Raw genomic sequence first — 26,472 nt, 5'->3', positions numbered from 1 at the left:
GCGGGCCAGCGCGCGTACACTCGACGTATGGTTTTCGAGCGAGTCGACCGGCTGGCCGCAGGCCGCCACGCGGGCTACCGCGTCGACGACGATCTGCTCGGCCACCCGCGCACGAGACGGGCCTTCACGGCGATCACCTGGCTGCTCGCCGTCGAGTTCGTTCTCGGCCTGGCAGCGCTTCTCATCGCGTGGATTCTCACCATGAACGGCCAGCCCGTCGCCTGGCCCGTCTGGTTTCGCGGAGTCGTTGTTCTCGGCATCACCACGACCCTGTTCTATTTCGCCTGGCGGGCACGCGAGGGGTACTACTGGGCGTACTCGCGACTGCGCCTGTTCAGCAAGATCTTTCCGATCGTGACGCTCATCATCGCGGCCATTCCGGGTCTGTACCCGCTCTGGATGATCACCGAGCAGATTCTCTTCAGCCTGGTGCTCATCGGGGTCGCCGACTATCTCTCGTCTGACCACATGCGCCGCGTGTTCGTGAAGCCGATGCCGGCCGGCACCGGGAATACCCTGACCGAATAGCTGTTTCACTCAGTGTGAGCACGCAAACTTTGACCCAGGACAACCACGACCAGACCGTGGCCGACGGCATCGTTCTGATCGACTTCTGGGCTGCCTGGTGCGGCCCGTGCCGCCAGTTCGGGCCCGTCTTCGAAGCCACCAGCGAGAAGAACACCGACATCACCTTCGCGAAGGTCGACACAGAAGACCAGCAGGCGCTGGCCGCCAGCTACGGCATCACGTCGATTCCGACGCTCGTCGTCTACCGCGACGGCATCCCCATCTTCGGCCAGCCCGGCGCCCTTCCCCAGCCCGCGCTCGAGAACCTCATCGAACAGGTTCGTGAGCTCGACATGACCGAGGTACGCAAGGAGTACGACGAGGCCATGGCGAAGCGCCAGGCCGAATCCGGTGCGGCGGTGGCAGCCGAGTAACCGGATGCCACGCGCCTCACGGGCATGAAAAAAGCTCCCGAGCAATCGGGAGCTTTTTTGTTGCCGGCGTCGGCCGGTCATGCGGTGCGGTTAAGCACCGTCTACGTGCCGAAGCAACTGCAGCGGAATGAACACACCGAGCACGACAGCGACCAGGCCAGACGAGAAGATCAGCGTGGCGAAGTCGGGAAACTGGAACGCCAGACCGAACAGGTACATTCCGCCGACGAACAACACGAGCGAGACGATGAGTGTGACGACGGTCACCACTCCCCCGGTCGACTGCCGAGTCTCGACGGGGCCCTTACCTAACTGAGTCATGGCATCTATCTTAGGGCCACTCGCACCCGCGCGCTCGCCTACGACTCACGCTTGACATCGCTCGGGGACTTGTCAGTTCGCCAGCCGCGCCAGCTCGGTTGCCGCAGATGGTCAGAGCCCGTCCACTCGGCGAATTCGACCTCGCCCACCAGTTCGGGGCTCAGCCAGTTCGCGTCTGCAGCGACGTCTCGCGGAACGTCGCTGAACGGCGAAGTCGTGCGTGCGAGCGTCGCGACGCGCTGCTTCAGGCGGTCGAGATCGGCATCACTGAAGCCGGTTCCGACCCGACCGACGTAACGAAGGCCCCCATCGTCGGGAATGCCCAGTAGAAGCGACCCGACTCCCTCGGCGCGCCGGCCGTTTCCCGGCCGCCACCCGCCGATCACCACTTCCTGCGTGAGGTGGTGCTTCACCTTGATCCATGACTTCGAGCGGCGCCCCGCCGTGTAGGTGCTCTCGTGCTTCTTCGCCATGACGCCCTCGAGGCCGAGACTCTTGCTCGCGGCGAAGGCTGCCGCGAAGTCGCCGGCGAAGGCGGCGGGCACCTGAACCAGGGAACGGGCATCCGGTTTGACCGTCTCTTCGAGCGCCATACGGCGGTCGTCGTACGTCTGCCGCAACAGCGAGCGCCCGTCGAGGTTCAGCACGTCGAAGACGAGGTAGTGCACCCCCACGGCCGCGAGCGCGCGTTTGACGTCGGCTTCGCCCTGCAGGTTCATACGCTGCTGCAGCCGGCTGAAGCTCGGCCGGCCCTTCGAGTCGAGCGCCACAATCTCTCCGTCGAGCACGAGTTCGTGGCCAGCGGATGCCCGGGTCAGCGGCTCGGCGAGGTCGGGGTACTGGGCGCTCACGTCGTTTCCGTTGCGCGTGAGCAAGCGCACGCCCGACCCGTCGATGTAGGCCACCGCACGAATACCGTCCCACTTCATCTCGTAGGCCCACTCGTCGGCGCGCAGAAGGTCACGTTCGGAGCCGAGGGTGGCGAGCATCGGCGCGATCGGTGTGCTGGGGGCGGCCGGGGTCGTTCGAGAAACCGCCGCGTTGATCGCCGGCGCCTCGTCGTCGGGCTGCGGGGGCAGGGACTCGTGCCGCTTCTCGCTGGCGGCGCTGTAGTGCGGCTCCATCAGGTGGATGAGCCAATTCTGGTCGGCTTTCGAGCCGCCGCCGGAGCCGGTGTGGATGAGCGCGAACTTACGTGCACCGCCGAGGCCGCCCTTTTTCGTGCCGTGCAAGGTGGCGATGATCTCTTTGCCCTCGCGCCATTTCTCGAGGTCGTAGACACCCTCGTCCCAGATCTCGACCGTGCCGCCGCCGTACTCGCCCTTCGGAATAGTGCCGGCGAACGAGCCGTACTCGAGCGGATGGTCTTCGGTCTGCACGGCGAGATGATTGACCTTGGTTTCGGTCGGCGTACCCTTCGGCAGCGCCCACGACACGAGCACCCCGTTGTGTTCGAGCCGAAAGTCGTAGTGCAGGCGCGTTGCGTCGTGTTTCTGAATGACGAACGAGTTTCCTTCGCCGGGCGCCGGCCGGGCATCCGGAACCGGCTCGGGCGTCTTACGGCCGTCGCGTTTCGAGCGGTAGCGGTGCAGGCGGTCGGGCGCATCCGTCTCGGCCACGCCAGCCGCGCCCGTCGCGCCGTCGCCATCGACGACGCCGCCATCGACGCCACCCCCGGGTTCGTCCGGCAGCCACACCTCGCCGCCGTCGGCCTCGAGAATCACCGAGAGCGGATCACCCCGCCGCTTCACCCGCGCAAGTACCTCTGTGTAGTCGAGCTGGGCGAGCGACTTCGACGCCAGCTCGCGCCAGGTGCGCGGAGCCGCCACCATCGGGTGGGCGCGCCCGCGTAGCGAATACGGCGCCACCGTGGTCTTCGAGCCGTTGTTCTGGCTCCAGTCGACGAGTACTTTGCCGCCGCGCAGCGACTTCTTCATGTCGCTCACGATGAGATCGGGGTGGTCTGCCTCGAGAATGCGCGCCAGTTCGTGGGCGACCGCCGACACCTGGTCGCTCGTCTGCGAGCCATCGAGCGCGGCATAGAGGTGGATGCCCTTGCTTCCGCTCGTGACCGGCATCGGGTCGAGCCCCATGCCCTGCAGAATCGTGCGCGCCAGCCGGGCCACCTCGGCGCATTCCGGCAGGCCGACGCCGTCTCCGGGATCGAGGTCGAGCACCAGACGATCCGGGTTCTTGCGCGCCCCGTTGCGCCCGAACCGCCACTGCGGCACGTGGATCTCGAGCGCGGCGATCTGGGCCAGCCAGGTGAGCGTGGCGCGATTGTTGACGAGCGGGTATTCGTTGTCGTGCGTCGAGTGTTCGATCGCCCGCCGCTTGACCCAGGTGGGGGTGCCGTCGCCGAGGTTCTTCTGAAAGAACATCTCGCCCGGATGCTCGGCGGTGCCCGCACCGTTCACCCAGCGCTTGCGCGTGGCGGCGCGGTCGCGAACGTACGGCAGCATCACGTCGGCGATCTCGGAGTAGTACTGCAGAACATCCGCCTTCGTGGTGCCCGTCTCGGGGTAGATCACCTTGTCGAGGTGCGTCAGTTTGAGGCGGTGACCGTCGACGTCGACGAGCACATCGCCTTTCGAGCCGCTCGTGCGTGCCGGAGTCATAGCCATATTGTGCGCGAGTGCGAAGGGCAACCACTAGCTCTTGACAGCGCGTTGGTGGAAAACTGAGGGTTATGAGATCAATTTGGAAGGGCGCGATCACCTTCGGGCTGGTGAATGTGCCGGTCAAGGTCTACAGCGCCACCGAAGACCACGACATTTCGCTGCACCAGGTGCACGATGCCGATGGCGGGCGCATCCGCTACCAGCGGGTCTGCGAGATCGACGGCAAGGTCGTGGAGTACGCCCACATCGACAAGGCGTACGACGACGGCGAGCGCACCGTCATCATCACCGCCGACGATCTCGCCTCGCTGCCGGCCGAGAAGAGCCGCGAGATCGATGTGGTCGAGTTCGTGCCGAGCGACCAGATCGACCCTATTCGCTTTGACCGCAGCTACTACCTCGAGCCCGACTCGAAATCGTCGAAGGCGTACGTGCTGCTGCGGCGCACGCTCGAAGAGACCGACCGCACCGCCATCGTGCAGTTCGCCCTGCGGCAGAAGTCGCGGCTGGCGGCGTTGCGCGTTCAGGGCGAGGTGCTGCTGCTGCAGACACTGCTCTGGGACGATGAAGTGCGCGACGCGAAGTTCACCTCGCTGAACGACCGCCCCACGGTCTCAGCGAAAGAACTCGAGATGTCGGCGCGCCTGGTCGACTCCTATTCTGCCGATTTTGAGCCTTCGAAATTCACCGACGAGTATCAGGTACAGCTGCGTCAGCTCATCGACGCCAAGCTCGAGGCCGGCGACGCTGTCGACACGGAGGAGACCTTCGGCGAATCGGCCAAGAACGACGAGGATTCCGGCGGCGAGGTGCTCGACCTCATGGAGGCCCTTCGGCAGAGTGTGGAGAAGAGCCGGGCGAAGGGTGGGGAGAAGTCCTCCACCACTCGTGCACCGCGTAAGACGGCTGCCAAGAAGCCGGCCTGACGAGGCCGTGAGGCAGTTCGCCGCTCGAACCAGAACTCGAACTCGCACGCGGCGAGCGGATGGTCGGGCATCCGCTGCCCGTTGGTTGTACCTTTAACGGTTTTTTCCCAATTTGCGCCGATACTCTCGGGTCGTGCCCAGCAACGACAACAAGAAGCCCGCAGCCAAGCTGACCGTCAAGCAAGAGCGAGAGGCGCGCAGGGCCGAGAAAGTCGAGCAGATGCGCCGCGCGCAGGCGAAGGCGACGCGCAACCGGCGCATCACCATCGGCTCGGTCGTCGGCGCCGCGGCGCTGATTGTTGTGCTCGTGATCGTCTTCGTCGTCACTGGCAGCTCGTCGGCACCCGCGCCCGTCGCGACCCAGGCCGACGGGGTGCAGACGTTCGCCGGGCTCACGCGCAACCACGTGACGACGCCGGTCACCTACCCGCAGGTTCCTCCGGTGGGCGGCGATCACAACCCTGTGTGGCTGAACTGCGGTATCTACGACCAGGCGGTGCCGAACGAGAACGCGGTGCACTCCCTCGAGCACGGCACCGTGTGGGTGACCTACGACGCCACGAAGGTCACCGGCGACGCGCTCACGAAGCTGCGCAGCGAACTGCCCAACACCTACATCATTCTGTCGCCGTACGTCGGATTGCCCTCACCGGTGGTGGCCTCGGCCTGGGGAGCGCAGATTCAGCTGACGGGCCCCGATGACGCTCGGCTGCAAGACTTCTTGAAGACGTACTGGCAGTCCCCGAACGCTCCGGAGCCGGGCGCCGCGTGCACCGGCGGAGTGACGGCACCGGGGTACGTGTCGGCGTGACCACGGTCGGCCCTGAGGCAGACGGCACTGACGCAGGCGACATCGACGCGGACGACGGCATCGTGGATGATCGGGGCCACGATCATCCGCCTGCCCCGTCGAGCTCCCGCGCTCTGCGCCTGCGCATCGCGCTCATCCTCGGCGCCGTGTTGCTTCTCGTGGTGGGCTTGGTGGTCGGTCGTGTCACGACGCCCGTGGCGACGACGCCCGACACCCTGAGCGCCGAAGCCGGCTTCGCCCGAGACATGCAGGTGCACCACCAGCAGGCGATCGACATGGCACTCACGGTGCGCGACGAGACCACCGACCCGGAGATCAGGCAGCTGGCCTACGACATCGCCACGTCACAGGGCCAGCAGGCCGGCCAGATGTATGCCTGGCTCAACCTGTGGGGCCTCCCCCAGGTGTCGCCGGTACCGCAGATGACCTGGATGACCTTGCCGACGCTCGACCAGTCACAGGCCGAACACGGCATGAACATGGCCTCGATGGCCGCGACCGACGCGACGATCGCGGCGTCGCCCACCATGCCGGGAATGGCCAGCGCGGCCGATCTGGCGAAGCTGCAGACGCTGACCGGGGTCGACGCCGAGAAGCTCTTTCTCACGCTGATGATCGCGCATCACCAGGGCGGCGTCGAGATGGCCGAGGCTCTGGTAGCGCGGTCGACCGACGCCGACGTGGTAGCCCTGGCCAATACCATCATCACCGCCCAGACCAGCGAGATCACGTACATGCAGCAGCTCTTGGCGGCACGCAGCTGACATGTGATGACTTTTTCTCGCTAAATGCTAGACAGTTGGTGAGATTTCGTCATACTTGAGTCATGCCTCTCTCTCGACTTCGCAACCCGGCCCGTCAGGTACCTTCACAGCCTCTGCTCGCGCGCGGCAGCCGGCCGTCCCGCCTCATTGTCGCCGCGCTCGCGGCCCTGCTGGTGACTCCGTTCGTAACCCTTGCGGCCACCCCGCATGCTGCGTCAGCCGCCACGAGCACGTCGGTGGCCGGCACGGTCACCTTCACCGATGCGCAGCTCAAGGCCTGCGTCGCGAGCGCGCTCAGTGTGCCGTCGAATTCAGACATCACCGCGACCCAGATGCTCGCCCTCACCACGCTCGATTGCAGCAACAAACAGATTTCCGGTGTCACCGGCATTTCGGCCGCTACGAACCTCACCACGCTCAGCCTCGCCGGCAACTCGATCACCGACGTCTCGCCACTGTCTTCCCTCAAGAACCTCACGGTGCTCTCGCTGGGGTTCAACTCGATCACCGACGTCTCGCCACTCCGAACCCTCACGAACCTCGCCAGGCTCGACCTCGAATCCAACCGGATGACGAGCATCGATGCGCTGGCGACGCTGACCAACCTGTCGACCTTGGTCGTTCGGCACAATTGGCTCGCGCATGTCACGGCCGTTTCGGGGATGCCCTCGCTGACGACATTCGAGGGCGAATACAACGCCCTGACGTCGGTGAGTGGTTTCGAGAACAGAACGAACCTAACGACGTTCAGCATCAGCGACAACCAGGTGGTATCGCTCGCTCCACTGACGAAAGACACGGCGCTCACTGCTGTAATCGCCGACCATAACGCCATTGCGTCTGCCGCAGGCACGCTGGCCCTGCCGGCCCTCGCCGAACTCGACCTCTCGAACAACCATCTCACGAATGCTTCAGGCCTCCTGAATCCCGGCCTGAGCGTTCTGCGTATCGACAACCAATCTGCGACATTGCCGCCTGCCGTTGTCGGCATCGCCAGCGCGGCGCCGGTGACAAGCACCGACAGCACTGCCGTGAGCGTGATCGTCGACCCGGGCTCGAACGTCGACGCGGTTGTGGCGCCGGGAAATCAGGTCACGTGGTCTGGTACGGGCGTCGGAACGCTCTCATGGCAGCTCACCGTTCCGTTTCGTTCGGCCGGACTGTTCACCACCTTCAGCGGACGAGTGACGCAGTCCGTCGCAGCGGGCACACTCACCACGGGCGCGCCGTCGGTCAGCGGTCTGACCTATCCCGGCCAAGTACTCACCGCCGTGCCCGGCGCCTGGGGCCCAGCACCCGTCACCCTCGCTTACCAATGGCTTCGAAACGGATCGTCCATCGCAGGCGCGACCTCGGTGATACATACGCTGACCTCGGCCGATGCCGGGCAATCGCTCAGTGTGCGCGTTTCCGGCTCGAAGTTCGGGTACGCCTCCGTCGCGAAGACGAGTGCCGCCGTCGCGATCGCTTCTTCCCCTCTCAAACAGTTCACGGCGACCCCGACGCCGACCATCTCAGGAACGGCAGTGGTGTCGCATACGCTCACCGCCGTGCCGGGAAGCTGGACTCCGGCACCCGTGACTCTGGCTTATCAGTGGATGCGCGGCACAACATCGATCGCAGGCGCGACCGCTCACACCTACGCGCTCACGAACGCCGATGCCGGTCAGGCGATTTCGGTTCGAGTCACCGCAACTGAGCCGGGATTCGTCACCGCCTCGCAGACCAGCACGGGCACAGCCCTTGTAACAGGCGGCATGTTGACCGTCATCACCCCGACCCTATCGGGCACGCCGGCGGTGGGCCAGAAACTGACGGCCAGCACAGCCGCATGGAGCCCCGCTCCGGTGGTCTTGACCTACGCCTGGCTACGCGACGGGGTGGTGATTTCCGGCGCCACGTCGTCTTATCACACGCTCACGACGGCAGACGCAGGGCATTCGATCGCGGTGAAGGTCACGGGCACAAAGGCATCGTTCACCACTGCATCGACCACCAGCGCGGCCGTCGCCGTACCTCAGGTACTCACGGCGACTCCTGTGCCGACGATCACCGGTACGGCCGCCGCCGGATCGACGCTGACCGCCGTCAGCGGCACCTGGACTCCCGCACCCGTCGTCTTGAGCTATCAGTGGTATGTAACGACGCACCCCGCGAACGATGCCGGCGCAACACCGATCACGACCGCGATCCCGGGCGCGACAGCGGCCACATTCACGATTCCCGCCGCAGACGCCGGTCTGGTGCTCTCGGTGACCGTCACCGGCAAGAAGTCGGGATTCACCACCGTCACCTCCACGAGCAAACCTGTGGCGGTTGGCGTGCCGAAATAGCGGCGGATCGCTCGCGGCCGCGTCTCGCGCAGCCGGGTGGCCGCGTCAGGGTCACCCCGGTGGCGGCGCATCGCTGCTGTACCGCGAAGGGTCGTCGTACCCTGAATCCATGGCGAACGGCTCAGCATCGAACGGCTCAGCATCGAACGGGGCAGCATCGAACGGCTCAGCATCTGGTGCGGCGGCGGCCTCGGGCTCACGTATACCGGCGGTGGCAGTATCGCCCTGGGCCCCGCTGGGCATCACCGTGTTCCGGGTGTTGTGGTTCGCCCAGCTCGGCAGCAACATCGGCACGTGGATGCAGACCGTTGGGGCCCAGTGGTTTCTTGTCGAGAGCGCGGCGGGGGCGACGATCATCGCCCTCGTGCAGACGGCGAGCCTCACACCATCGCTGTTGTTCTCTTTGCCTGCCGGGGTTCTCTCGGACTCTGTGGATCGACGGCGACTGCTCATCTGGGGTTCGCTGGCCAGCGCCGCGGTCGCGACAGCACTTACGGCACTGACCGCCGTGAACGCCCTCACGCCGGTATTGCTCTTGGCTTTCACCTTCGTACTCGGTGTCACCGCTGCCGTGACAGGGCCGGCCTGGCAGGCCATTCAGCCCGAGCTGGTGCCGCGCAACCAGATAGCAGCCGCGTCTGGCCTCGGTGGAATCACGGTGAACGGAGCCCGGGCGGTCGGGCCGGCGCTTGCCGGAGTTCTGCTGGCGACGACCGGCACCGCAGTGGTGTTCGGCATCAACGCGCCGAGTTTCGTCGCGGCCGTAGCGGCGCTCCTCTGGTGGCGCAGGGCACCCCAGACTGGGCTCGACGACCCGGAGCCGGCCTGGGCCGCCCTGCGCGCCGGGCTGCGTTACGTCGCTTCGGCGCATCTCATCAGGCGCATTCTGCTGCGCTCGGCACTGTTCGCCTTTCCCGCCAGCGCGCTCTGGGCGCTTCTGCCGATCACTGCCGCGAAAATGGGTCTCGGCAGTGCCGGTTACGGCTTTCTGCTCGGATCTCTGGGGGTCGGGGCGATCATCGGCATCTTCGTGTTGCCGATCGCCCGGCGACGCCTCAGCGACAACGTGATCCTGGTTCTGAGCGCACTGCTGTATGCGGTTGGCGTTGTTGCGGCGGCATTTCTGCCGTTCGGAATAACGCTTGTGCTACTCGCGCTCTCGGGCATCGCCTGGATCGGCACGCTCACCGTGCTGAACGCCGCGCTGCAGCTCACGCTGCCGCAGTGGGTGCGCTCGCGAGGTGCTGCCGCCTACATCCTCGTCTTCATGGGCACCATGGCCGCCGGGTCGTTCGTGTGGGGCCTCGTGGCGCAGCTGGTCGGCACGGGCACCGCGTTGGCCGTCACGGTGGTTTTGCTCGTGGGCGTTGCGGCGAGCATCCGGTTTCTGCCTCTGCTGAACGGCACCGGAACCGTCGACCGCAGCATCAGCATGTCGTGGCCGATGCCGACCCTGGTCTTCGAGCCCGACCCGACCGACGGGCCAGTGACCGTGTTGGTGCGCTACCGGGTGCAGGCTGCGGATGCCGAGGCCTTCCGGGCGGCGATGGCCGCACTCGGCTCGTCGAGGCGCCGCACGGGAGCCGCACGGTGGCGGTTCTATCGCAGCGGGGAGGTCGCCGACGAGTTTCTGGAAATGTTCGTCGTCTCATCGTGGTCGGAATACCGGCGCCAGCAGACCGAACGGCTCACCGGTCGCGACCGGGAGTTTCGGGATGCCGTGAGCGCTCTGTGCTCGTCGGCTCCGGTCGAGTCGCACTACTTTCCGCCCGTCGCAGTCGCTCGATGACCTCAGCCGTGTAGGTCGCGGCGATCTGACGGTCGTTGCCGCCGTTCCAGCCGTTCTCGCGGTACAAGCCGTCGGCCTGCGAGCCGGGAACGAACGGAAAGAGCACGGGCTGCTGTGTCACCTGCACCACGGGAACGCCGGATTCGGCCGCGAGAAAGTGAAGCCACACATCGTCACCGGTCGGGCTGACCTCGAGAAAACCCCGACCTGCATCGCGCACCAGGTCGAGAAATGCGGGCGGAAACAGCTGGCCCGAAACAGAGGTTCCGAAGTGCAGCAGGCTGGGAACATCGCTCGTATTCGGGGGCCAAGTCGAGTACGGAGCCACCGCATCGCCCTCCGTCAGAATTCGGTGCGCACGATACGCGACGATCGCGTCGGGGTGACGAAGCCGTGCCCGCTCGAGACCGAGCAACCAGGAACTCGGATAGATGATGTCGTCATCGCAGGTGACCATGTCGAAGCGATGCGCCGAACTCGACTCGACGTAATAGCGGTACTTCGTGTGCACTCTCAGGCCAGGATCGACTTCGATGATCTCGAGACCCCGCCGCCGCAGCCGGCGCAACGCCGCCGGGAGGTTCTGCGCAATGGCCGGGTCGTCGATCCAGAGAATGAACCGGTTCGGGCGCCTCGAGCCGCGCGCAATCGACTCGATGGCCACATAGGCCTGGTTCACCCGGGCGCCATGAGTGGTCATGGTGGCGACCACCGATGACTTCTTGCTCGTGACCGGCCGCAACGAGAACCTGTTGTTCCAGCGCAACCGGCGGATGTCGCGGCTCACCTCAACCGTCGGAGTATCGATCGCGAGAGACGGGTCGAGGGGCCCTTCGGCGACAGGCGCCTGATCTGCCCTGCGAATCACCGTGACCCGCCGTGCTACTCGCCATATCGCTCGGGCCCCAGGAACACGAACGACCACGCTTCGGAACGACATAGAAGCAGCCTATGCGCCCGCACCACCCGCGCTGTTATTGCGCGAGACAGGTTCCCTGACCCACACACGCCGAATCGGCCAGCAGTCGGCCGTCGTCTGTGAGCGAGAACGCTGCTCCAGCGACCAACGTATCGATCACTCGGGTGTACTGGGAGCCGAGATAGTCGAGTCGCACCTGCTCTTTTGTGGCGGCGTCGTCAAAATCGGCCGCCGCTTGTGCGTCTGCGGCACGAAAGGCCTGCGGATCGGCATTGAAGTACGAGCGCAGAAGGTCGTCATTCAGAGGGATGGTTCCGTCTGCAGCGAGCAGGGGCGGCAGATCAAAAGCAAAGTTGCCGAGCGTGTACTCGAGGTATCCCCCCTCGGAGTATTGTTGCGGCCCATAAATGGGCTGACCGGCCGCGACGGCCTGCTGCCTGCGCGCATTTTCGGCGCGCCAGGATGCGACAAAGCTGCTGTAGTCGCCGACAGGCAGAAGGGAATACTTCGCGGCCTCGTCGAGCTGAAGCTGGGCGCGCTCCGCGTCAACGAACGCGACCGACACCAGATGTGAAGCGGGAGTCTCCCCCGCGAAGCGGGTCGTCCAGAACGTCGGGCTGTCGGATGCATCGTGGCGATCCGTGAAGTACGCGATCGTCTCCGACCGATCTTTACTGAGAAAGACCGCCACCTCGCGGAGGGGTATGTCGTGCCCGTTCACTGTCGCCACGGCGGCATCGGCAGCCAGAGAGAATGCGGCAGTCGGCGCCGGTGAAGGGCTCGCCTCAGACGCCGTCGCGGCACTCGAGGTCTGTTCGAGACCAACGGATACCGCAACGATCGTGAGTGCCGCGCAGAGCGCTCCGCTCACGGCGCATACGACGATCGTGATTTTCGAGCGTCGTCGAAATTCTCGCTTTGCCCGTTTACGTGCTGCCACAACTGCCCTTCGTCGACGCTGAGAGAGACCGTGCTGTAACGATACAGCTCATGCCTAATCGGCACAATCGCTATGCCGTCTTGCCCTCTGCGCCAGAATATGTAACGATACATGAACTCAGCCGATTCACCCGGAATGCGCTGTTGTCACCGTTGACTACCTCAAGGAGCCGCTCGCTCGATGCCGAACCTGCACTCACCCGGAACTGGACTCTCGGGCCACGACGCGAAAGGCGCTGGTGACCTCTTGGGGGTCGACTCCGCTCGATCCGCTCGCGATGCGGCGCACCAAGAGTTCGACAGCTCGCTTCGCCATGAAAGCGTGGTCCGGGTCGACGGTAGAGAGCGAGGGAACGCTGTAGCCGCCCTCCTCGATATTGTCGAAACCGATCACTTTGACGTCTTGGGGCACTCTGACGCCCAGTTCGTGCAGGCCACGAAGCATGCCGAGAGCAATGGTGTCGGTGATGCAGAAGACTCCGTCGAAGACTCTGCCCGAGGCGACGAGCTGCTGAGCGGCGCGTACTCCACTGGCCAGCGAGAATACGTCGACGCTGATGATCAGCTGGGGGTCCACTTCGATCCCCGCTTCGGCGAGAGCACTCTCGAAGCCCGCCATGCGCAGGCCGGAGACGCTCGTCTCTTGAAAGTCGACGCCTTCGACCAAGGCGATAGCCGTGCATCCGGCCTCGACGAGATGTGCGACAGCGGCTTTCGCACCGGCGACGTTGGGCATCGCGACGTGATCGACGGGGCCGTCGAAGATGCGCTCGCCGAGAATGACCACGGGGTAGTCGACGCGCAACAGATCGGTGTCGGCCGGCCCCAGACCGACTGTGCTCAGAATGAGCCCGTCGTACATGCGGTTTCTCGACAGGGCGAGGGCATCGAGTTCGTTCTCTCTGGATGCCCCGGTCTGTTCGATGACGACGTGCAGAAAATGCCGGGCCGCCTCTTCGATGATCGCAGCGCCGAGCTGACCATAGTAGGGCCGGTTGACTTCGGGAACCGCGAGCCCGATCGTTCCCGTGCGACCCGTTCTCAGATTTCGAGCGGCGACGTTCACTCGGTAGTCGAGTTCGGTCATCGATTGCAGAACCCGTTCGCGCGTCGCGTCTTTGACATGAGGATGCTCGTTGATGACGTGAGAGACCGTCATCGCAGAGACTCCTGCGTGTCTGGCCACGTCGTGTATCGTTACCATTTTGCTTTTTCTCAACCTTCGTCTGACCTCCCCGCTGAAAGAAGTCTGTCATGATCGCCGACGGACTGGGCGCCCCGACCAGTGACGAGCAGCCCTCTGCCCTGCGAGGCTACTACGCCGATCCGCACTTGATGGCCTTCGACGGTCGATATTATCTCTACCCCACGAGCGACGGAGTCGAGGGGTGGGAGGCCACGACGTTTCGGGTGTTCTCGTCGCCAGACCTGGTCGATTGGAGCGATCACGGTGTGATCATCGACCTCGCGAGCGACGTCGCGTGGGCAGATCATCGTGCGTGGGCACCGGCGATCGCCGAGCGCTCCGGGCGGTACTACTTCTATTTCACCGCCGAGAACAACATCGGCGTTGCTGTGTCGGATTCGCCCACGGGGCCGTTCACCGACCTGGGTCACCCCCTCGTCGCCGACGGCGATTTCGAAGGCACGGCCATCGATCCGAGCGTGTTCACCGACGACGACGGCACGGTCTACCTCTTCTGGGGAAATTCCGTGGCACACGGGGTGCGCTTGAGCGACGACATGCAGTCGTTCGACCCGGCCGCAGTGTTTTCGTGGAAGCCGACGAATTTCCGCGAGGCTGCCTGGGTGCACCGTCGCGGTGAGGTCTACTATCTCTCGTGGTCGGAGAACGACACCCGCGAGGAGGACTATCGAGTCAGGTATGCGACAGGTCCAACCGCCTTCGGCCCGTGGTCGGATCGGGGAACCCTGGTCGCCAAAGTGCCCCAGCGCGGCATCCGCGCCACCGGACACCACTCGATACTTCGTGTTCCGGGCACTGACGACTGGGTGATCGCCTATCACCGATTCGCCATCCCGCACGGAGACGGATTTCACCGAGAGGTCGTCATCGACCGCTTGGTGCACAGAGCCGACGGGACCATAGAGCCCGTCGTACCAACGCGCGAACCCTTGCGCATTCCCATCCCGCCCCGCTCATAGCAGCACAAGAGAAAGGCAAGCAATGTCGCTTATCAGAAGGCCTCGAAGCAATCGCGGTGAGGCGGTCGGTGCATCCGGCCGACGGCGCGTCGTCATGAAGGCCGCAACCGCGGCACTCACAGCCGCGTCGATCGTCGTACTCGCCGGATGCGCGAGTTCAGGCTCGAGCTCCGCCACGGCAGGATCGACCAAACTGAGTTTCTTCTCGTGGGACACTCAGGCCGTGATGCAACCGCTCATCGACGAGTTCCAGAAGCAGAATCCCGACATCACGATCGACTTCTCGTACTCTCCGCCCGTCGCCACTTATGTGTCGACGTTGCAGACCCGATTGCTCGCGGGCACGGCTGCCGACACCTTCATCATCACCGCCGAGAACAAGGGCGAGCTCGTTCAGAACCAGAGCGTGAAAGATCTCACGAATGAGCCCTTCATGGCCGACTCTGCACAGTTCAACAAAGACGCTTACACGATCGATGGAAAGAACTACGGGCTCTCGGTCGCCTCATGGGGCGGCGGTGTGATGTACAACCAAGACCTTCTGGCGAAGGTCGGGTACACCACTCCCCCGCAGTCGTGGAGCGAGTTCCTCGACCTGTGCTCCAAGCTGAAAGCGGCTGGCATCAATCCGTTCTACGAGCCCGGTGACGGCGTGGGCGTTGTGCTGTCGGCGCTGCTCGGACTGCAGAACAAGGCGGAGAACGACAAAATGGATGCCAACATCTTCAACGGCACGTCGAGCTTCGAGAAGGAGTGGACACCGAGTGTGAAGACCTGGGGCGAGCTCTTCGATCAGGGCCTGGAAGATCGAGCCGTGGCCGGTCTCACCGGAACGCAGACGACAGACGAATTCGTGAAAGGCAACGTCGCGATGATCGGAACCGGCTCGTGGAACCTCGCCACGGTCAAAGCAGGGGCACCGAACATGAACGTCGGCTTCTTCGCCGTGCCGGGCACGACGTCTGGTGACACTTACTGGGCCGGAGCCGCCTCACCCGCCTACGCCATCAACGCGAAGACGCCGAACCTGCCACAGGCAGAGAAGTGGCTGGCGTTCCTCTCGAGCAAGACCGGCTCTCAGCTGTACAACAGCGGTACCAGTTCCATCACGACGACCAGCACCTTCACTCCGGTGGTCGACCCGTCGCTGACGACAATGGTTCCGCCGGTGGTCGGTGGATCGATCTATCTCCCGTCGGAGTGGTGGCCGAGCAACCAAGACGCGCTCTCGGTGTACACCACCTCGGTGTTGCAGCAGTTCATTCAGGGGGCCATTCCCGCAGACCAGGTCGGAGTCTTACTCGATCAGAAATTGAAAGAGCTGCAGAGCTCCTAGGCAGTGCCGATGCGGCCGTGATGATGCCATGATCGACATCATCTCGGCCGCATCCCCGGCGTTATCGAAGAAATCGAAGGTGGATTGATGGCATACAACATGGCGGCTAGCCAGGCGACAAAGCCACGTGCGGCGCGCACAACGAGCTCGGCGAGACTGGTGCGGCTGCGGCAGGCCGCCGGCGCTCAGGTTTTTCTCGTTCCGATCGCGATCGTGCTCGTCGTGCTGTTCCTGATTCCGCTGGGGCAGTCGTTCTACTACAGCCTGACCGACTTCAACGGCTATTCGAACAACGCCGACTTCGTCGGGTTGCAGAACTACGTGAAGGTCTTCACCAACACGTCGATGCTCTCCGGGCTCTACTTCACGCTGCTGTACACGATCGGCACCACCGTGCTGGTGACCGCGCTGGCCATACCTCTGGCGGTCATCCTGAACCGGGCCTTTCACGGCAAGAACTTCGTGCGCTCCATTTTCTTCTTTCCCGCCATTCCGAGCATCGCGATTCTCGGGCTGGTCTGGGGGTTCATCTTCAATCCGCTCGGCTCGGGCGCACTCAACACGGTGCTTCACACCCTGTTCAACATCGGACCCATTCCGTGGCTGGCCGACAACACCCTCGCCCAGCTCTCGGTGATCATCGTCGGCGTGTGGTCGAAAACGGGCTGGCATGCGATCTTGTATTTGGCCTACCTGCAGTCCATTCCCGACGACTACTACGAGGTCGCCATGATCGACGGCGCGTCGGCCAGGCAGCGATTCTTCTCGATCACCCTTCCGCTCTTGACGCCGGCCATCACGGTGAGCACGCTGCTCCTGATGACCGACGGGCTGAAGGTCTACGATCTGCCCTTCACTCTGACCGGGGGTGGGCCCGGGTTCGCCACGCTCACCATCACGCAATCGATCATTCAGAACGGCATTGCTCAAGCCAAATTCGGCCAAGGTTCGGCGCTGGCGGTCGTCTTTCTGCTGTTCGTCGCGATCATCGTGATCGCTCAACTCGTGATCACTCGCCGCGTAGAGAAGAGGTTCTCATGAAGACCAAGAAGACGTCGTGGATCACCAGCGTGCTCATGATCCCGTTGGCCTGCGTGGTGGGTCTGCCGTTCTATTTCATCCTCGTGAATACGTTCAAGACCCAGGCCGAAGCTGCCGCGTCACCGCTCGCTCTGCCGTCCAGCCTCTACCTCGACAACTACGTCAACATCTTCAAGACCATTCCGCTGCTGCAGGGTTTTCTCAACACCCTCTGTGTAACCGCGTTCTCAGTAGCGTTGATGCTGATCATCGGCTCCCTGGCGGCGTTCGGCATGATCATGCGCAACACGCGGCTGAACCGCCTGTTCGGCGTGCTTCTGCTCGTCGGCTTCATCGTTCCTTTTCAGACGACACTGATTCCGCTGTACGAGCTGCTGGTGAACGTCAAGCTCGTCGACACCCTGACCGGGCTCATCGCCCTCTACAGTGCCGGCGCGATCTTCTGTTACTTCCTCATCCAGGGCTACATGCGCACGGTGCCGATGGAGATCATCGAGGCGGCTCGAATCGATGGCGCGGGACTCTTCCGCATCTACGGGCAGATCGTTCTGCCGCTCATCCGGCCGATTCTGGTCACGGTCGGCGTATTCGAGACGATGTGGGTCTGGAACGACTTCATCACTCCGAACGTGTTCATCAGCTCGCCGCAGAACCAGACACTCGTGCTGCAGGTCTACTCTGCCGTGCGTCAGTTCACCATCGACTGGCCGGCGTTCATGACGATGACCGTGATCGTGCTCATTCCCATGCTCATCTTCTTCATCTTCATGCAGCGCCACATCGTCAGCGGGCTCGTGAACGGCAGTGTGAAGGGATGACCCAGAACCACGTCGTGGCCGAAAATGCGGGGTTCTTGTTCGTCTACTTCACCGGCGAACGCGAGCTGAACGGTGAGCAGATTCGCTTCGCCGTGAGCGACGGGCCGCTTCCAGTCGCCTGGAGTGAGCTGCGCGACGGGCAGCCCATACTGGTGTCAGACATCGGTGAGCACGGAGTGCGCGATCCGTTCATCGTGCGCGACTCTCGGCGCGGCCGCTTCTTCGTGCTCGCGACCGACCTCCGAATCGGTCCGGCAGAAGACTGGGCTCGGTCGACGGCGCACGGCAGTCGATCTCTGGTGATCTGGGAGTCGGCCGACCTCGTCACCTGGTCGGCGCCCCGACTGGTGCAGGTCGCACCGCCCGAGGCTGGAAATGCCTGGGCGCCGAAGGCCTTCTGGTCGGTCGAGCACGACGCGTGGCTGGTCTTCTGGGCCTCCGCGCTCTACGAGACCTCGGATCGCAATGACGATCGAAGCGATGAACGCACCGAGCAGCAGTACCAGCGCATGATGAGGGCGACCACGACGGATTTCCGCACGTTCAGCGAGCCTGAAGTGTATCTCGACGCGGGCTTCAACGTCATCGACGCCACGTTCTTGAACGACGGAGACGACTGGTACCGCTTTTCGGCCAGCGAACAAGTGGCGGGAGGCAGCGCCGACACCGGCCATCACATTCTCGTCGAGCGCGGTCAGTCGCTGACGGGAGACTTCTCGACCCTTGCTGTCGACGTGGGAAAAGGCTTCATCGAACGGGGCGAAGGCCCCGCCGTCGCTCAGGCACTCGATGGCAACAGCTGGTACCTGCTCATCGACGAGTTCTTGCTTCGCGGCTACACGCTCTTCGAGTCGACAGACCTCGCCTCCGGCCACTGGAGCTTTGTGGAATCTGCTCAGATGCCGCCGGGCGCGAGGCACGGATCACTGCTGGCGATCACTGCGGATGAGCGCGAGCGACTGCTTCGCGCGTTCGACGACGACGCCTCCCGAATCGTCACCCACGACCCCATACACCTCTGAAAAGACACCTCCGAAAGGCGCTTCTCTGTCATGCAGATCACCGCACTCGTGCATCCCGGCTTCACGATCGGCGCAATCGATCGGCGAGTTTTCGGCTCGTTCATCGAGCATCTCGGTCGGGGCGTCTACGAGGGCATCTATGAGCCCGGCCACCCCACGGCCGATTCCGACGGCTTCCGCGGAGATGTGCTGAACCTGGTGGCAGAGCTCGGCGTGACGGTGGTGCGCTACCCGGGCGGCAACTTCGTGTCGGGCTACCGCTGGGAAGACGGCGTGGGCCCGCGCGAGAAGCGGCCGGTTCGGCTGGATGCTGCCTGGCACTCGATCGAAACGAACCAGATCGGTCTGAATGAGTTCATGGACTGGGCCGCGCGGGCAGGAGTCGAGCCCCTGATGGCCGTCAACCTGGGTACCCGCGGAGTTCAGGATGCGCTCGACCTTCTGGAGTACTCCAATTTCACCGGCGGCACGGCTCTTTCTGACCTGCGGGTGCAACACGGTGTGCCGCAGCCGCACGGAATCACGCTGTGGTGTCTCGGCAACGAGGTCGACGGGCCCTGGCAGCTCGGCCACAAAGGAGCCGAGGAGTACGGTCGACTGGCGCGTGAGACTGCCGCCGCGATGCGGCAGATCGACCCCGGTCTGCAGCTCGTCGTGTGCGGCAGCTCGCACTCCCACATGCCGACATTCGGCGAGTGGGAGTCGACGGTACTCGAGCAGTGTTACGACGAGGTCGACTTCGTCTCGCTGCATCAGTACTACTGGGAGGGCGAGGATGCGAAGGGCTTCATCGCGGCCGGCGTCGATCTCGACGCGTTCATCCGCGGGGTCATTGCCACTGCTGACGCCGTCGGGGCGAAGCTGCACAGCCCGAAGAAGATCATGCTCTCGCTTGACGAATGGAACATCTGGTACCCCCAGCCGCCCGTCGTCGAGGGGGTCGAACGGCCGTGGTCCGAACATCCTCGTCTCTTAGAAGACGTTTACACGGTGCTCGATGCGGTCACCCTCGGTGGGCTGCTGATCACGATTCTGCGTCACAGCGATCGGCTGAAGATGGCGTGCCTCGCTCAACTCGTCAACGTCATCGCGCCGATTCGCAGTGAGCCGGGCGGGCCCGTCTGGCGGCAGACGACGTTTTATCCTTTCTCGTTGACGGCAAGGCTCGCGCGCGGGGTCACCCTGCAGATGCCGGTGTCGGGCGAGACGATCTCCACCTCGAAATTCGGCGAGATCGCGGCGGTCGACTCTGTCGCGACCTGGGATGAAGAGACCGGCCGGTTGTCGGTGCTGCTGCTCAATCGATCGTTCGACGACGAGGCGAACCTCGAAGTCGACGTCTCGGCCTTCTCCCCCGCGGGTGACATCACCATTGTCGAGAGTGCGCTCATGCACGACGACGATCCTTGGGCGACGAATACGATGGATGCTCCCACGCGCGTCTTGCCGAAGCCTGTCGCCGCTCGAGTCGAGAACGGCATTCTGAAGGTCGCCCTCCCCGCGATCTCCTGGGCCGCCGTCTCGCTGGTGGTACCCGCGCGCGTCGACCCGTCCTAGCCGGCGCCCTGCGTTCGAGTTCGACACCCACGCCCGCGCTCTTCGCTGCGCGTGACGGGGTGCGAGCATCCTGAGCACACAAGAAAGGGCGCGCCCGGCCTGAACGACCGAACGCGCCCTCTTTCGACTCAGGGAGTCGCCAGAGTGGTGATCTCGCTGGCGCTGGGAACCCGGTTGTAGAAGTGCACATCGTCGATGGAGCCATTGGTGAAGTCGACGGGAACCCTGTTCCACTCGGAGGCCCCGATAACCGTGGGGCCGGCCGATTTCCACGGAGTCGTATACGCTGCCGAACTCTGCAGCGTTCCGTTCACGTAGAGCGAGATGGTGCCGGCCGTCGAGTCATAGACCCCCAGCACGTGGTACCACGCGCCCGCGGTAGCGGCCGCCAGCGCGTTCGCATCGGTACCAGAAGCGCCCGTCGAATCGCCGCTCTTGAGCGTGAACCGAAACTTTCCCGCCGCGAGTTGCAGATAGAACGGACTCACCGCGGCACCTGACATGCTGGCGAAGGTCTGATTTCCGCCCGTCACCGAGTTCAGCTTCACCCACGCTCCGACAGCGAAACTCTTGCTCGTATCGACTGCGGCCACAGGCATTTCTGCAAACGTGCCCGACGTTCCGTCGAGAGTCAGCGCATTCGTTCCCACATGACCGCTTCCGGCCCACGATGCGTTGCCCTCCAATCGACCGGCAGGAGTGCTTCCGGTCGAGTCGGTGAAACGACGCGCCGTGCCCTCATCGAACGCATAGTACGCTGTCGCGCCCGTACCGAAGGCGAAGGCCTGTCGATCGGTGGCGGCGTAGCTCACCATGTGCACGTCGTCGATACTCGCATTCGCGAAATCCACAGCGGCGCCATTCCACTTTCCCCGGCCGATCTCCGTGTGCCCCGTCGCCGTCCAGGCCGAGGAGAACGCCGACGTGCCCTGCAGCACGCCGTTTACGTAGAGCTTCACCGTGTGGGCCGAACTGTCGTACACGCCCGTGAGCTCGTACCAGGTTCCCGCGGTCGGGGCCGGGCCGAGCACCTGGGTGTACGACGCGGTGGTCGAATCCGCGCTTCGAACGGTGAAAGCGAACTTGCCCGCAGTGAGCTGCAAGTAGAACGGGCTGATACTCGATCCGTCGATACTCGCGTACGTCTGGTTGCCCGTGAGGGTGTTCGGTTTCACCCACGCAGATACCGTGTAGCTGCCGCTCGTATTGACGGCCGGTGTGGGAATGTCGACAAAGCTGTTCGATGCGCCGGTGAGTGCTACGGCGCCCGTTCCCAGCTGACCGGTGGTCCAGGATGCGCCCGCTTGAAGGGTGCCGTTGTTGCCGTCGCCCGTCGAGTCCGCGGTGGCCGTTCCCGTTCCCTCATCCAGTCGCCAGTAGGCGCCTAGAGTCGCCGCCGGCGTCGACACCGCCGCACCGTTGTACGCACCGATGTTCGGTGCGGCGGTGCTCGAGACGGCGTTGCCGAAGTAGTCGAGGCCACCGTTACCAGAGATCAGAGCTCCGGCACCCACGGCCGGCGATCCGGTTGTCACCGCGTAGGCCGAGGCGCTCGCGAGTCCATCGCCTCCCCCGCCGGGCTTCACGAACAGCGGGTCGGAGGTGACCTTCGCCGCGTCGGTCGGTTCAGACGCGGGATGGTTTCCGTACATGAGATTGTGCGACCACGTCGTTCGGGTGCTGGTGTAGCCGCCCGTGCCGAGCTTGTAGATGATGTTGTTCGAGAAGGCTATCGACGAGCCGGGCGGTGGAGTGCCGATGGTGACCGCCCCGTCGTCTCCGGCACCCATGTACACCGTGTTGTTGTAGACCTGCGCCGTTGCGCCCGTCTCGAGGCCGCCGAGCGTGCCGAACACGGCGTAGGAGGCGCCGTCGTTCTGGCTCACGTTGTACCGGATGACCGAGTTCCCGAGCGTTCCGAAGGTGGAACTGCAGCAGAACTCCATGAAGCCGAACGGGTTGTCGTGGCTGTAGTTGTACTGCAAGACGGTGTCTCGGGTGTTGTTATCGACGTCGAAAGCCTGCCCGTCGACCAGTGCCCGCCAGTTGCGCGCCACCTCGTTGTACTGCCAGACCGCGCTCGTCGTCCATCCGCCCCACATCGAGGCCCCGGAGTCGCGGTAGCCGCTATCGGTCGACACGTTGTACTGAATGAGCGGCGAGGCGCAGAAGACGCAGACGATGGAGTTGCCGCCGGCGTTGCTGATGGTGTTGTTCTGAATCACGACGTTCGTGCTCGAGATGTTGTGGTTCACGCCGTTCGGCGAGCCGAGATAGATGCCGCCGGCATCGTCGTCGGTCAGCGTGTTGCCCGAGATGAGAACGTCGTCCCACCCTGCGGTGGTGTTGCTGTCGGTGAGGTCGAACGAGATCGCCGATGTCGTCACCGGCTGCGGATCGCCCTGCGCCCAGGATCCGTCGACATTGTCGATCAGATTGTTCGACAGGTGGATGCCGTGCAGTGTTGTCGTCAGATCGTTCTGAACGAGGATGCCGGCCCTGTTCGCTGCCGTGGTGCTCGTATTGGTGATCTCGAGGTTCTGCACCGTCCAGTCGTGCTGATCGTGCAAGTAGACGGTCGCAGCGGCTCCCCCGCCGGCCAAGATGGGGGTCGCGCCCGTGCCGTAGGTCGAAATGACGATCGGATTGCCGGAGTCGCCGGATCCGGCCGGCTGCAGCTCGCCCGTCCACGAGCCACCCTTCTGGAACAGAATCTGATTGCCTGCTGCGAAGGTCGTCGTGTTCAGGTTTGCGAGCGTGCGCCACGCGGTCGCGCTGCTGCATCCGTCGTTGCTGTCGACTCCTGAAGCCGAAGAAACGTAGTACGTCGTGCACGGTGCGGCGGAGGCGGCGGTTGCCGTGAGCATCGAAACGGCCAGTGCAATCACGGCGATCACCCCCGCCGCTGCCACTCTGAGGGACCTTCGCATGGACATTCCTTTCGTCGACATTGACTGAAGCTAGGTAGTGTGTGTAACGATACAGTGAATGCCTGTATCGTTACAAGATGCCGTCGGCGATCGGCCAAATCACCTGCTGAACCGTCAAGCCAGCCCTGCCTAACGACCCCACGTAATCAGAACACGTTTGCGCTCAGAACCAGAACGCGGGTGGCGCCCCATACGCCGCACCTGCTCTGCGAACGCCAACACGAACGCCCACAACGAGGTAGTCAGAAGCTTGTCGACCAGCGAATGCAGCCACACCCGCCAGCTCTCTTCCGCCGTCACCACCACAGGTCCAGCAGCCGGCAACGTGAGCACCTCGAACAGCTGGATGCCGAGCGAGACAAGAAGTAGAGCCAACGCCGTGAGGCCCAACGCCAGCGGAAGCGGCCGCCTCAGCATGTACCCCACCCGGCCGAGACGCCCCAGCACGTGAACCACTCCCTCACGGCTAGGCCCACCGTCACGAGACACCTCCCGCGCCGGATGCGCCGCGTGATCCATCAAGACGATCGCGATGTGGGCGGTGTTCAGGGCGCGCTGCACCGACTTCGCTTCGTCAGGGACGATTTCCAACGCACCCAGCAGCCGCTCCGTCGCCTCCTCCAGGCGGTTGACATCCTCCGTGCGCACCCGAACATCGACACGGAAACGGTCAACACTGATCAACCCCCAACACCCCTCGAGCCCGTCGTACAGCGGAATCAGATGCTCTGGCCTCATCTGACCGATCTCGATGCCATGCCTCACCTGCGACAACAACACCAACGTGTTCACCGCCAGGTTCTGCATCGTGCCCGACAGAGCCAAGTCGAGCTCGTCGACAATCGCTTCCGCTTCGACGTGACGGAGGCCGCCGCTGCCCGGCGACTTCGCCACTGTGGCTGCCCGCTTCAGAAGCGCCGCAAGCGTCTCCACCTCCAGTTTCGCGCCAGGATCCCACACCGACCCGGCGAGCAACTCAGTCACCCACTCCACGACCTCGTCAGCAGACTTCTCCACCGCGATATCCGCAACAGCTGCCGACGACTTGCGCGGCGCCCGCTTCACCTGAAGCTCAACCAACGTCCTCACGCACACCCCACATCGTTTGTGACCTGCCGCAATTGTGGATGTTCGGCATACCCACAAACAAATCGACCAGTTCTTCGCCTCGACGCCGCCGCGATAACCGAAGTTTGTCGCTGAGTTATGTGAGGTAGCGAACGGCTCAGGGCGCAGAAGTGAGGTCGCCGTGTGCGAAATCACGGAGCGCTTCGCGAAATCGCGACCCGGATTCGGCGCAGTAGGTGATCAGCCGTTGGCAGCCGCGAAACGCTTCGGGAGCCGGCCTGCACACCACTCAGGGACTGGTGCATCCTCGTGTATTCGACTTCGCCAGCGAAGACCCGTCAGACCCTTCTCTACTGAGCGTTACCGAGTGCAGCGATTCGCGCTGACAGCCCGTAGACACGCTCGACATTGTTGGTGATGTAGGCCCTGATCTCCTTGATCAGACCGTCGTCGCCGATGACGAAGAAGTCGGCGTCGTGGTCTTCGAAATACTCGCCGGTGGGCTCGAAGACGACGCCAGGGGCAAGCTCCATCGGCTTCGTCCACGTGCCGTGCTCGAGAAATTCGCAGACCACGAGGTTTCCCGACGAGGTGATCGTCGTCAGATCCCAAGACCAGTCCGGCCACGCCGCGAGGAACGCCTTCATGGTGCGACCCCAGGTCTCCTTGTCGGTCGGCTGCCATTGCGTCGAGTCGCCGAGCCGCACGAAGTCCTCTGACATGTAGGTGAGCGTCGTGTCGATGTCGTGCGCGACATACGCTGCGTTCCAGGCGAGTACTACTTCTTCCGGACTCAGCTTCTGCGTCATGGGTGTCTCCTCATTGAGATTCAATTACGAGACAACAGTCTCGAATTGGTTCAAGCTATCAGGACTTCGCAGTGATCCGCAAACCATTCGCGTACGCTCGAACAATGAGTGCACCGGGCAGACCGAGAGACGAGAACGCTCGGGCCGCGATCCTGACGGCGGCGCAGACGCTCTTCGCCGAGTCGGGCTACGACACGCTCAGCGTTGCCGAAATCGCCCAACGAGCAGGTGTGGGAAAACAAACCGTCTACCGGTGGTGGCCCTCGAAGGCGGCCGTTCTGGCAGAAGCGATTCTCGATGACAGCACGAAAGTAGCTGATCTCACGTTGAAGCGCACGCCGAACGGGCTACGCGCTGATCTCCGCTCGTGGAGTCGCGGGCTGGAGACGTGGCTGCACGATGAGCGCGGGGCCGCACTGTTCTTTGCGCTGGCTAGCGCATCGGCAGAAGACGCCGGCCTTACACAACAGCTCAACCGCGCGTTCGGCGCGCCGTTGCACAACAGCCTGGCTGATGCTCTTGCAGATGAGAGCCCGTCGCTCGCCCCTGATCTGATCGCCGACATGATCGTCGGCACATTCATCCTCCGAGCGTTTCAGCGCAGCGCACCCATGAACGACCAGGAACTCGACTCTCTAATCGACTTCGTTCTCACGTCGCTCAGCGCACGCACGAGCTGAGCTTCGCGCTGAGCGAATCGCGGTCTGCCTGGCAGCTAGCCGCGGCAGCACCGACTTCCACTCGTTATTCGATGCGTCGTCGAACTGATTCCCTGAGCCACGACATTTCTTCGCTCGCCGAACTCGTTGTGAGGCATTCCTCATCAGCGTCCGGAGGTTCGAAACCGTCCAGGTGATCAGCCATCACCTCATCGAGGACATCGTTGCGGTGCGATTCCCGTCGGTTCTGCAGGAGCCGATCGCGGGCGACGTTCTCCGGAGTATTCAGGTAGACCAGCACGAACTTCGACGCCGTAGTCGCGGCGAGGGTGCGCCAGTTGTCCCGCAGGAAGCGTGGCGAACTGGTGTCATCCACGACAACACGGCCACGGCCCGTCAAGATCGTTGTAACCCGGCGGGCCGCTTCTTCGTTTGTTCGGATCCATTCCTCGATCGGGAGGCCCTGACCGCCGAAGAGCCCGCGTTCCTCGTTTATCGAATCGAGGCTGACGATCTCGGCGCTGAGGGCAGCGCCAAGCATCTGGGCGACGGTGGTCTTGCCAGAAAACGATCGGCCACACATCAGGATCAGCGCAGGCGCCGGCGCCGCCGGGAGGTGACCGCCTGCCGTCCCGCTCAACTCGCCCCCACCCGAGCCACAGTAACAGCCAACGAACACGAGGCGTGCTCGAGGATTCTGAG

General features: G+C 63.8%; 23 protein-coding genes. 14 read left to right on the top strand and 9 right to left on the bottom strand.

The annotated features are described in order from the left end of the window. The first annotated feature begins 27 nt into the window (after positions 1 to 27). Complete coding sequence (locus LQ955_RS03975) at positions 28 to 528, top strand: hypothetical protein (RefSeq protein WP_231026927.1); 501 nt, start codon at positions 28 to 30, stop codon at positions 526 to 528. 14 nt (positions 529 to 542) lie between these two features. Beyond that, complete coding sequence (trxA, locus tag LQ955_RS03970) at positions 543 to 941, top strand: thioredoxin (RefSeq protein WP_231026926.1); 399 nt, start codon at positions 543 to 545, stop codon at positions 939 to 941. Positions 942 to 1,031: 90 nt separating this feature from the next. Here the strand turns inward: trxA and LQ955_RS03965 are convergent, their stop codons facing one another. Beyond that, on the bottom strand, positions 1,032 to 1,262 hold the full coding sequence (locus tag LQ955_RS03965) for a hypothetical protein (protein WP_231026925.1): 231 nt from the start codon (positions 1,260 to 1,262) through the stop codon (positions 1,032 to 1,034). A 38-nt stretch (positions 1,263 to 1,300) separates the two neighbouring features. Then, positions 1,301 to 3,880, bottom strand: coding sequence for an ATP-dependent DNA ligase (locus LQ955_RS03960; RefSeq protein WP_231026924.1), 2,580 nt, complete (start codon positions 3,878 to 3,880; stop codon positions 1,301 to 1,303). Between the two features lie 71 nt (positions 3,881 to 3,951). Here LQ955_RS03960 and ku point away from each other — a divergent pair, with 71 nt between their 5' ends. The 5 genes from ku to LQ955_RS03935 all read left to right on the top strand — a co-directional run bounded on the left by ku (position 3,952) and on the right by LQ955_RS03935 (position 10,506). After that, a complete protein-coding gene (ku, locus tag LQ955_RS03955; protein WP_231026923.1) occupies positions 3,952 to 4,809 on the top strand; it encodes a non-homologous end joining protein Ku in 858 nt (285 codons plus the stop codon). Positions 4,810 to 4,942: 133 nt separating this feature from the next. Continuing rightward, positions 4,943 to 5,620, top strand: coding sequence for a DUF3105 domain-containing protein (locus tag LQ955_RS03950; protein WP_231026922.1), 678 nt, complete (start codon positions 4,943 to 4,945; stop codon positions 5,618 to 5,620). After that, positions 5,617 to 6,384: a DUF305 domain-containing protein gene (locus tag LQ955_RS03945; protein WP_231026921.1), complete on the top strand. Its 768-nt coding sequence runs from the start codon at positions 5,617 to 5,619 to the stop codon at positions 6,382 to 6,384. Before LQ955_RS03950 ends, LQ955_RS03945 begins: the two co-directional genes overlap by 4 nt. Positions 6,385 to 6,446: 62 nt before the next feature. Next, on the top strand, positions 6,447 to 8,717 hold the full coding sequence (locus LQ955_RS03940; RefSeq protein ID WP_231026920.1) for a leucine-rich repeat domain-containing protein: 2,271 nt from the start codon (positions 6,447 to 6,449) through the stop codon (positions 8,715 to 8,717). A gap of 109 nt (positions 8,718 to 8,826) precedes the next feature. Further along, positions 8,827 to 10,506 (top strand): MFS transporter, encoded by a 1,680-nt coding sequence (locus LQ955_RS03935; protein ID WP_231026919.1) that lies wholly within the window; start codon positions 8,827 to 8,829, stop codon positions 10,504 to 10,506. Here LQ955_RS03935 and LQ955_RS03930 read toward each other — a convergent pair. The 3 genes from LQ955_RS03930 to LQ955_RS03920 all read right to left on the bottom strand — a co-directional run bounded on the left by LQ955_RS03930 (position 10,406) and on the right by LQ955_RS03920 (position 13,568). Beyond that, on the bottom strand, positions 10,406 to 11,374 hold the full coding sequence (locus tag LQ955_RS03930) for a hypothetical protein (protein WP_231026918.1): 969 nt from the start codon (positions 11,372 to 11,374) through the stop codon (positions 10,406 to 10,408). The two genes, LQ955_RS03935 and LQ955_RS03930, sit on opposite strands and share 101 nt — an antisense overlap. A gap of 106 nt (positions 11,375 to 11,480) precedes the next feature. After that, positions 11,481 to 12,296, bottom strand: coding sequence for a hypothetical protein (locus LQ955_RS03925; protein WP_231026917.1), 816 nt, complete (start codon positions 12,294 to 12,296; stop codon positions 11,481 to 11,483). 264 nt (positions 12,297 to 12,560) lie between these two features. After that, positions 12,561 to 13,568 (bottom strand): LacI family DNA-binding transcriptional regulator, encoded by a 1,008-nt coding sequence (locus LQ955_RS03920; RefSeq protein WP_255713682.1) that lies wholly within the window; start codon positions 13,566 to 13,568, stop codon positions 12,561 to 12,563. A gap of 50 nt (positions 13,569 to 13,618) precedes the next feature. Here LQ955_RS03920 and LQ955_RS03915 point away from each other — a divergent pair, with 50 nt between their 5' ends. The 6 genes from LQ955_RS03915 (at position 13,619) to arfA (ending at position 20,304) form a co-directional block, all read left to right on the top strand. After that, a complete protein-coding gene (locus tag LQ955_RS03915; protein WP_231026915.1) occupies positions 13,619 to 14,530 on the top strand; it encodes a family 43 glycosylhydrolase in 912 nt (303 codons plus the stop codon). A gap of 94 nt (positions 14,531 to 14,624) precedes the next feature. Next, complete coding sequence (locus LQ955_RS03910; RefSeq protein ID WP_231026914.1) at positions 14,625 to 15,866, top strand: ABC transporter substrate-binding protein; 1,242 nt, start codon at positions 14,625 to 14,627, stop codon at positions 15,864 to 15,866. An 87-nt stretch (positions 15,867 to 15,953) separates the two neighbouring features. Continuing rightward, positions 15,954 to 16,907, top strand: a complete 954-nt coding sequence (locus tag LQ955_RS03905) for a carbohydrate ABC transporter permease (RefSeq protein WP_231026913.1) — start codon at positions 15,954 to 15,956, stop codon at positions 16,905 to 16,907. Next, positions 16,904 to 17,725 (top strand): carbohydrate ABC transporter permease, encoded by an 822-nt coding sequence (locus LQ955_RS03900; protein WP_231026912.1) that lies wholly within the window; start codon positions 16,904 to 16,906, stop codon positions 17,723 to 17,725. The genes LQ955_RS03905 and LQ955_RS03900 overlap by 4 nt, the downstream gene beginning before the upstream one ends. Continuing rightward, positions 17,722 to 18,747, top strand: coding sequence for a glycoside hydrolase family 43 protein (locus tag LQ955_RS03895; RefSeq protein WP_231026911.1), 1,026 nt, complete (start codon positions 17,722 to 17,724; stop codon positions 18,745 to 18,747). The genes LQ955_RS03900 and LQ955_RS03895 overlap by 4 nt, the downstream gene beginning before the upstream one ends. A 30-nt stretch (positions 18,748 to 18,777) precedes the next feature. Continuing rightward, positions 18,778 to 20,304 (top strand): arabinosylfuranosidase ArfA, encoded by a 1,527-nt coding sequence (arfA, locus tag LQ955_RS03890; RefSeq protein WP_231026910.1) that lies wholly within the window; start codon positions 18,778 to 18,780, stop codon positions 20,302 to 20,304. A 128-nt stretch (positions 20,305 to 20,432) separates the two neighbouring features. Here the strand turns inward: arfA and LQ955_RS03885 are convergent, their stop codons facing one another. From LQ955_RS03885 to LQ955_RS03875, 3 genes are all read right to left on the bottom strand, one after another. Then, the gene (locus LQ955_RS03885) at positions 20,433 to 23,234 is read right to left on the bottom strand and encodes a LamG domain-containing protein (RefSeq protein WP_231026909.1); all 2,802 of its coding nucleotides are present in this window, start codon (positions 23,232 to 23,234) and stop codon (positions 20,433 to 20,435) included. 129 nt (positions 23,235 to 23,363) lie between these two features. Continuing rightward, complete coding sequence (locus LQ955_RS03880; RefSeq protein ID WP_231026908.1) at positions 23,364 to 24,299, bottom strand: hypothetical protein; 936 nt, start codon at positions 24,297 to 24,299, stop codon at positions 23,364 to 23,366. Between the two features lie 353 nt (positions 24,300 to 24,652). Next, positions 24,653 to 25,111: a nuclear transport factor 2 family protein gene (locus LQ955_RS03875; RefSeq protein WP_231026907.1), complete on the bottom strand. Its 459-nt coding sequence runs from the start codon at positions 25,109 to 25,111 to the stop codon at positions 24,653 to 24,655. A 104-nt stretch (positions 25,112 to 25,215) separates the two neighbouring features. Here LQ955_RS03875 and LQ955_RS03870 point away from each other — a divergent pair, with 104 nt between their 5' ends. Next, the gene (locus LQ955_RS03870; RefSeq protein WP_231026906.1) at positions 25,216 to 25,791 is read left to right on the top strand and encodes a TetR/AcrR family transcriptional regulator; all 576 of its coding nucleotides are present in this window, start codon (positions 25,216 to 25,218) and stop codon (positions 25,789 to 25,791) included. 64 nt (positions 25,792 to 25,855) lie between these two features. On the opposite strand, the gene LQ955_RS03865 is transcribed toward LQ955_RS03870, so the two are convergent. After that, positions 25,856 to 26,410 (bottom strand): AAA family ATPase, encoded by a 555-nt coding sequence (locus LQ955_RS03865; protein WP_231026905.1) that lies wholly within the window; start codon positions 26,408 to 26,410, stop codon positions 25,856 to 25,858. Positions 26,411 to 26,472 lie beyond the last annotated feature (62 nt).

The organism is Subtercola endophyticus, from assembly GCF_021044565.1.
Classification (GTDB): domain Bacteria; phylum Actinomycetota; class Actinomycetes; order Actinomycetales; family Microbacteriaceae; genus Subtercola; species Subtercola endophyticus.
Note: the sequence above shows the minus strand (reverse complement) of the source record. Positions and strands in the feature narration are given on the sequence as shown.

Excerpts from the sequence above, each read along its gene's own strand:
- LQ955_RS03910 (WP_231026914.1), top strand. The coding sequence starts at position 14,625 with ATGAAGGCCGCAACCGCGGCACTCACAGCCGCGTCGATCGTCGTACTC.
- LQ955_RS03960 (WP_231026924.1), bottom strand. The coding sequence starts at position 3,880 with ATGACTCCGGCACGCACGAGCGGCTCGAAAGGCGATGTGCTCGTCGAC.
- LQ955_RS03965 (WP_231026925.1), bottom strand. The coding sequence starts at position 1,262 with ATGACTCAGTTAGGTAAGGGCCCCGTCGAGACTCGGCAGTCGACCGGG.
- LQ955_RS03915 (WP_231026915.1), top strand. The coding sequence starts at position 13,619 with ATGATCGCCGACGGACTGGGCGCCCCGACCAGTGACGAGCAGCCCTCT.
- LQ955_RS03905 (WP_231026913.1), top strand. The coding sequence starts at position 15,954 with ATGGCATACAACATGGCGGCTAGCCAGGCGACAAAGCCACGTGCGGCG.
- LQ955_RS03870 (WP_231026906.1), top strand. The coding sequence starts at position 25,216 with ATGAGTGCACCGGGCAGACCGAGAGACGAGAACGCTCGGGCCGCGATC.
- LQ955_RS03920 (WP_255713682.1), bottom strand. The coding sequence starts at position 13,568 with ATGGTAACGATACACGACGTGGCCAGACACGCAGGAGTCTCTGCGATG.
- LQ955_RS03900 (WP_231026912.1), top strand. The coding sequence starts at position 16,904 with ATGAAGACCAAGAAGACGTCGTGGATCACCAGCGTGCTCATGATCCCG.
- LQ955_RS03935 (WP_231026919.1), top strand. The coding sequence starts at position 8,827 with ATGGCGAACGGCTCAGCATCGAACGGCTCAGCATCGAACGGGGCAGCA.
- ku (WP_231026923.1), top strand. The coding sequence starts at position 3,952 with ATGAGATCAATTTGGAAGGGCGCGATCACCTTCGGGCTGGTGAATGTG.
- LQ955_RS03940 (WP_231026920.1), top strand. The coding sequence starts at position 6,447 with ATGCCTCTCTCTCGACTTCGCAACCCGGCCCGTCAGGTACCTTCACAG.
- arfA (WP_231026910.1), top strand. The coding sequence starts at position 18,778 with ATGCAGATCACCGCACTCGTGCATCCCGGCTTCACGATCGGCGCAATC.
- LQ955_RS03875 (WP_231026907.1), bottom strand. The coding sequence starts at position 25,111 with ATGACGCAGAAGCTGAGTCCGGAAGAAGTAGTACTCGCCTGGAACGCA.
- LQ955_RS03975 (WP_231026927.1), top strand. The coding sequence starts at position 28 with ATGGTTTTCGAGCGAGTCGACCGGCTGGCCGCAGGCCGCCACGCGGGC.
- LQ955_RS03885 (WP_231026909.1), bottom strand. The coding sequence starts at position 23,234 with ATGCGAAGGTCCCTCAGAGTGGCAGCGGCGGGGGTGATCGCCGTGATT.
- LQ955_RS03895 (WP_231026911.1), top strand. The coding sequence starts at position 17,722 with ATGACCCAGAACCACGTCGTGGCCGAAAATGCGGGGTTCTTGTTCGTC.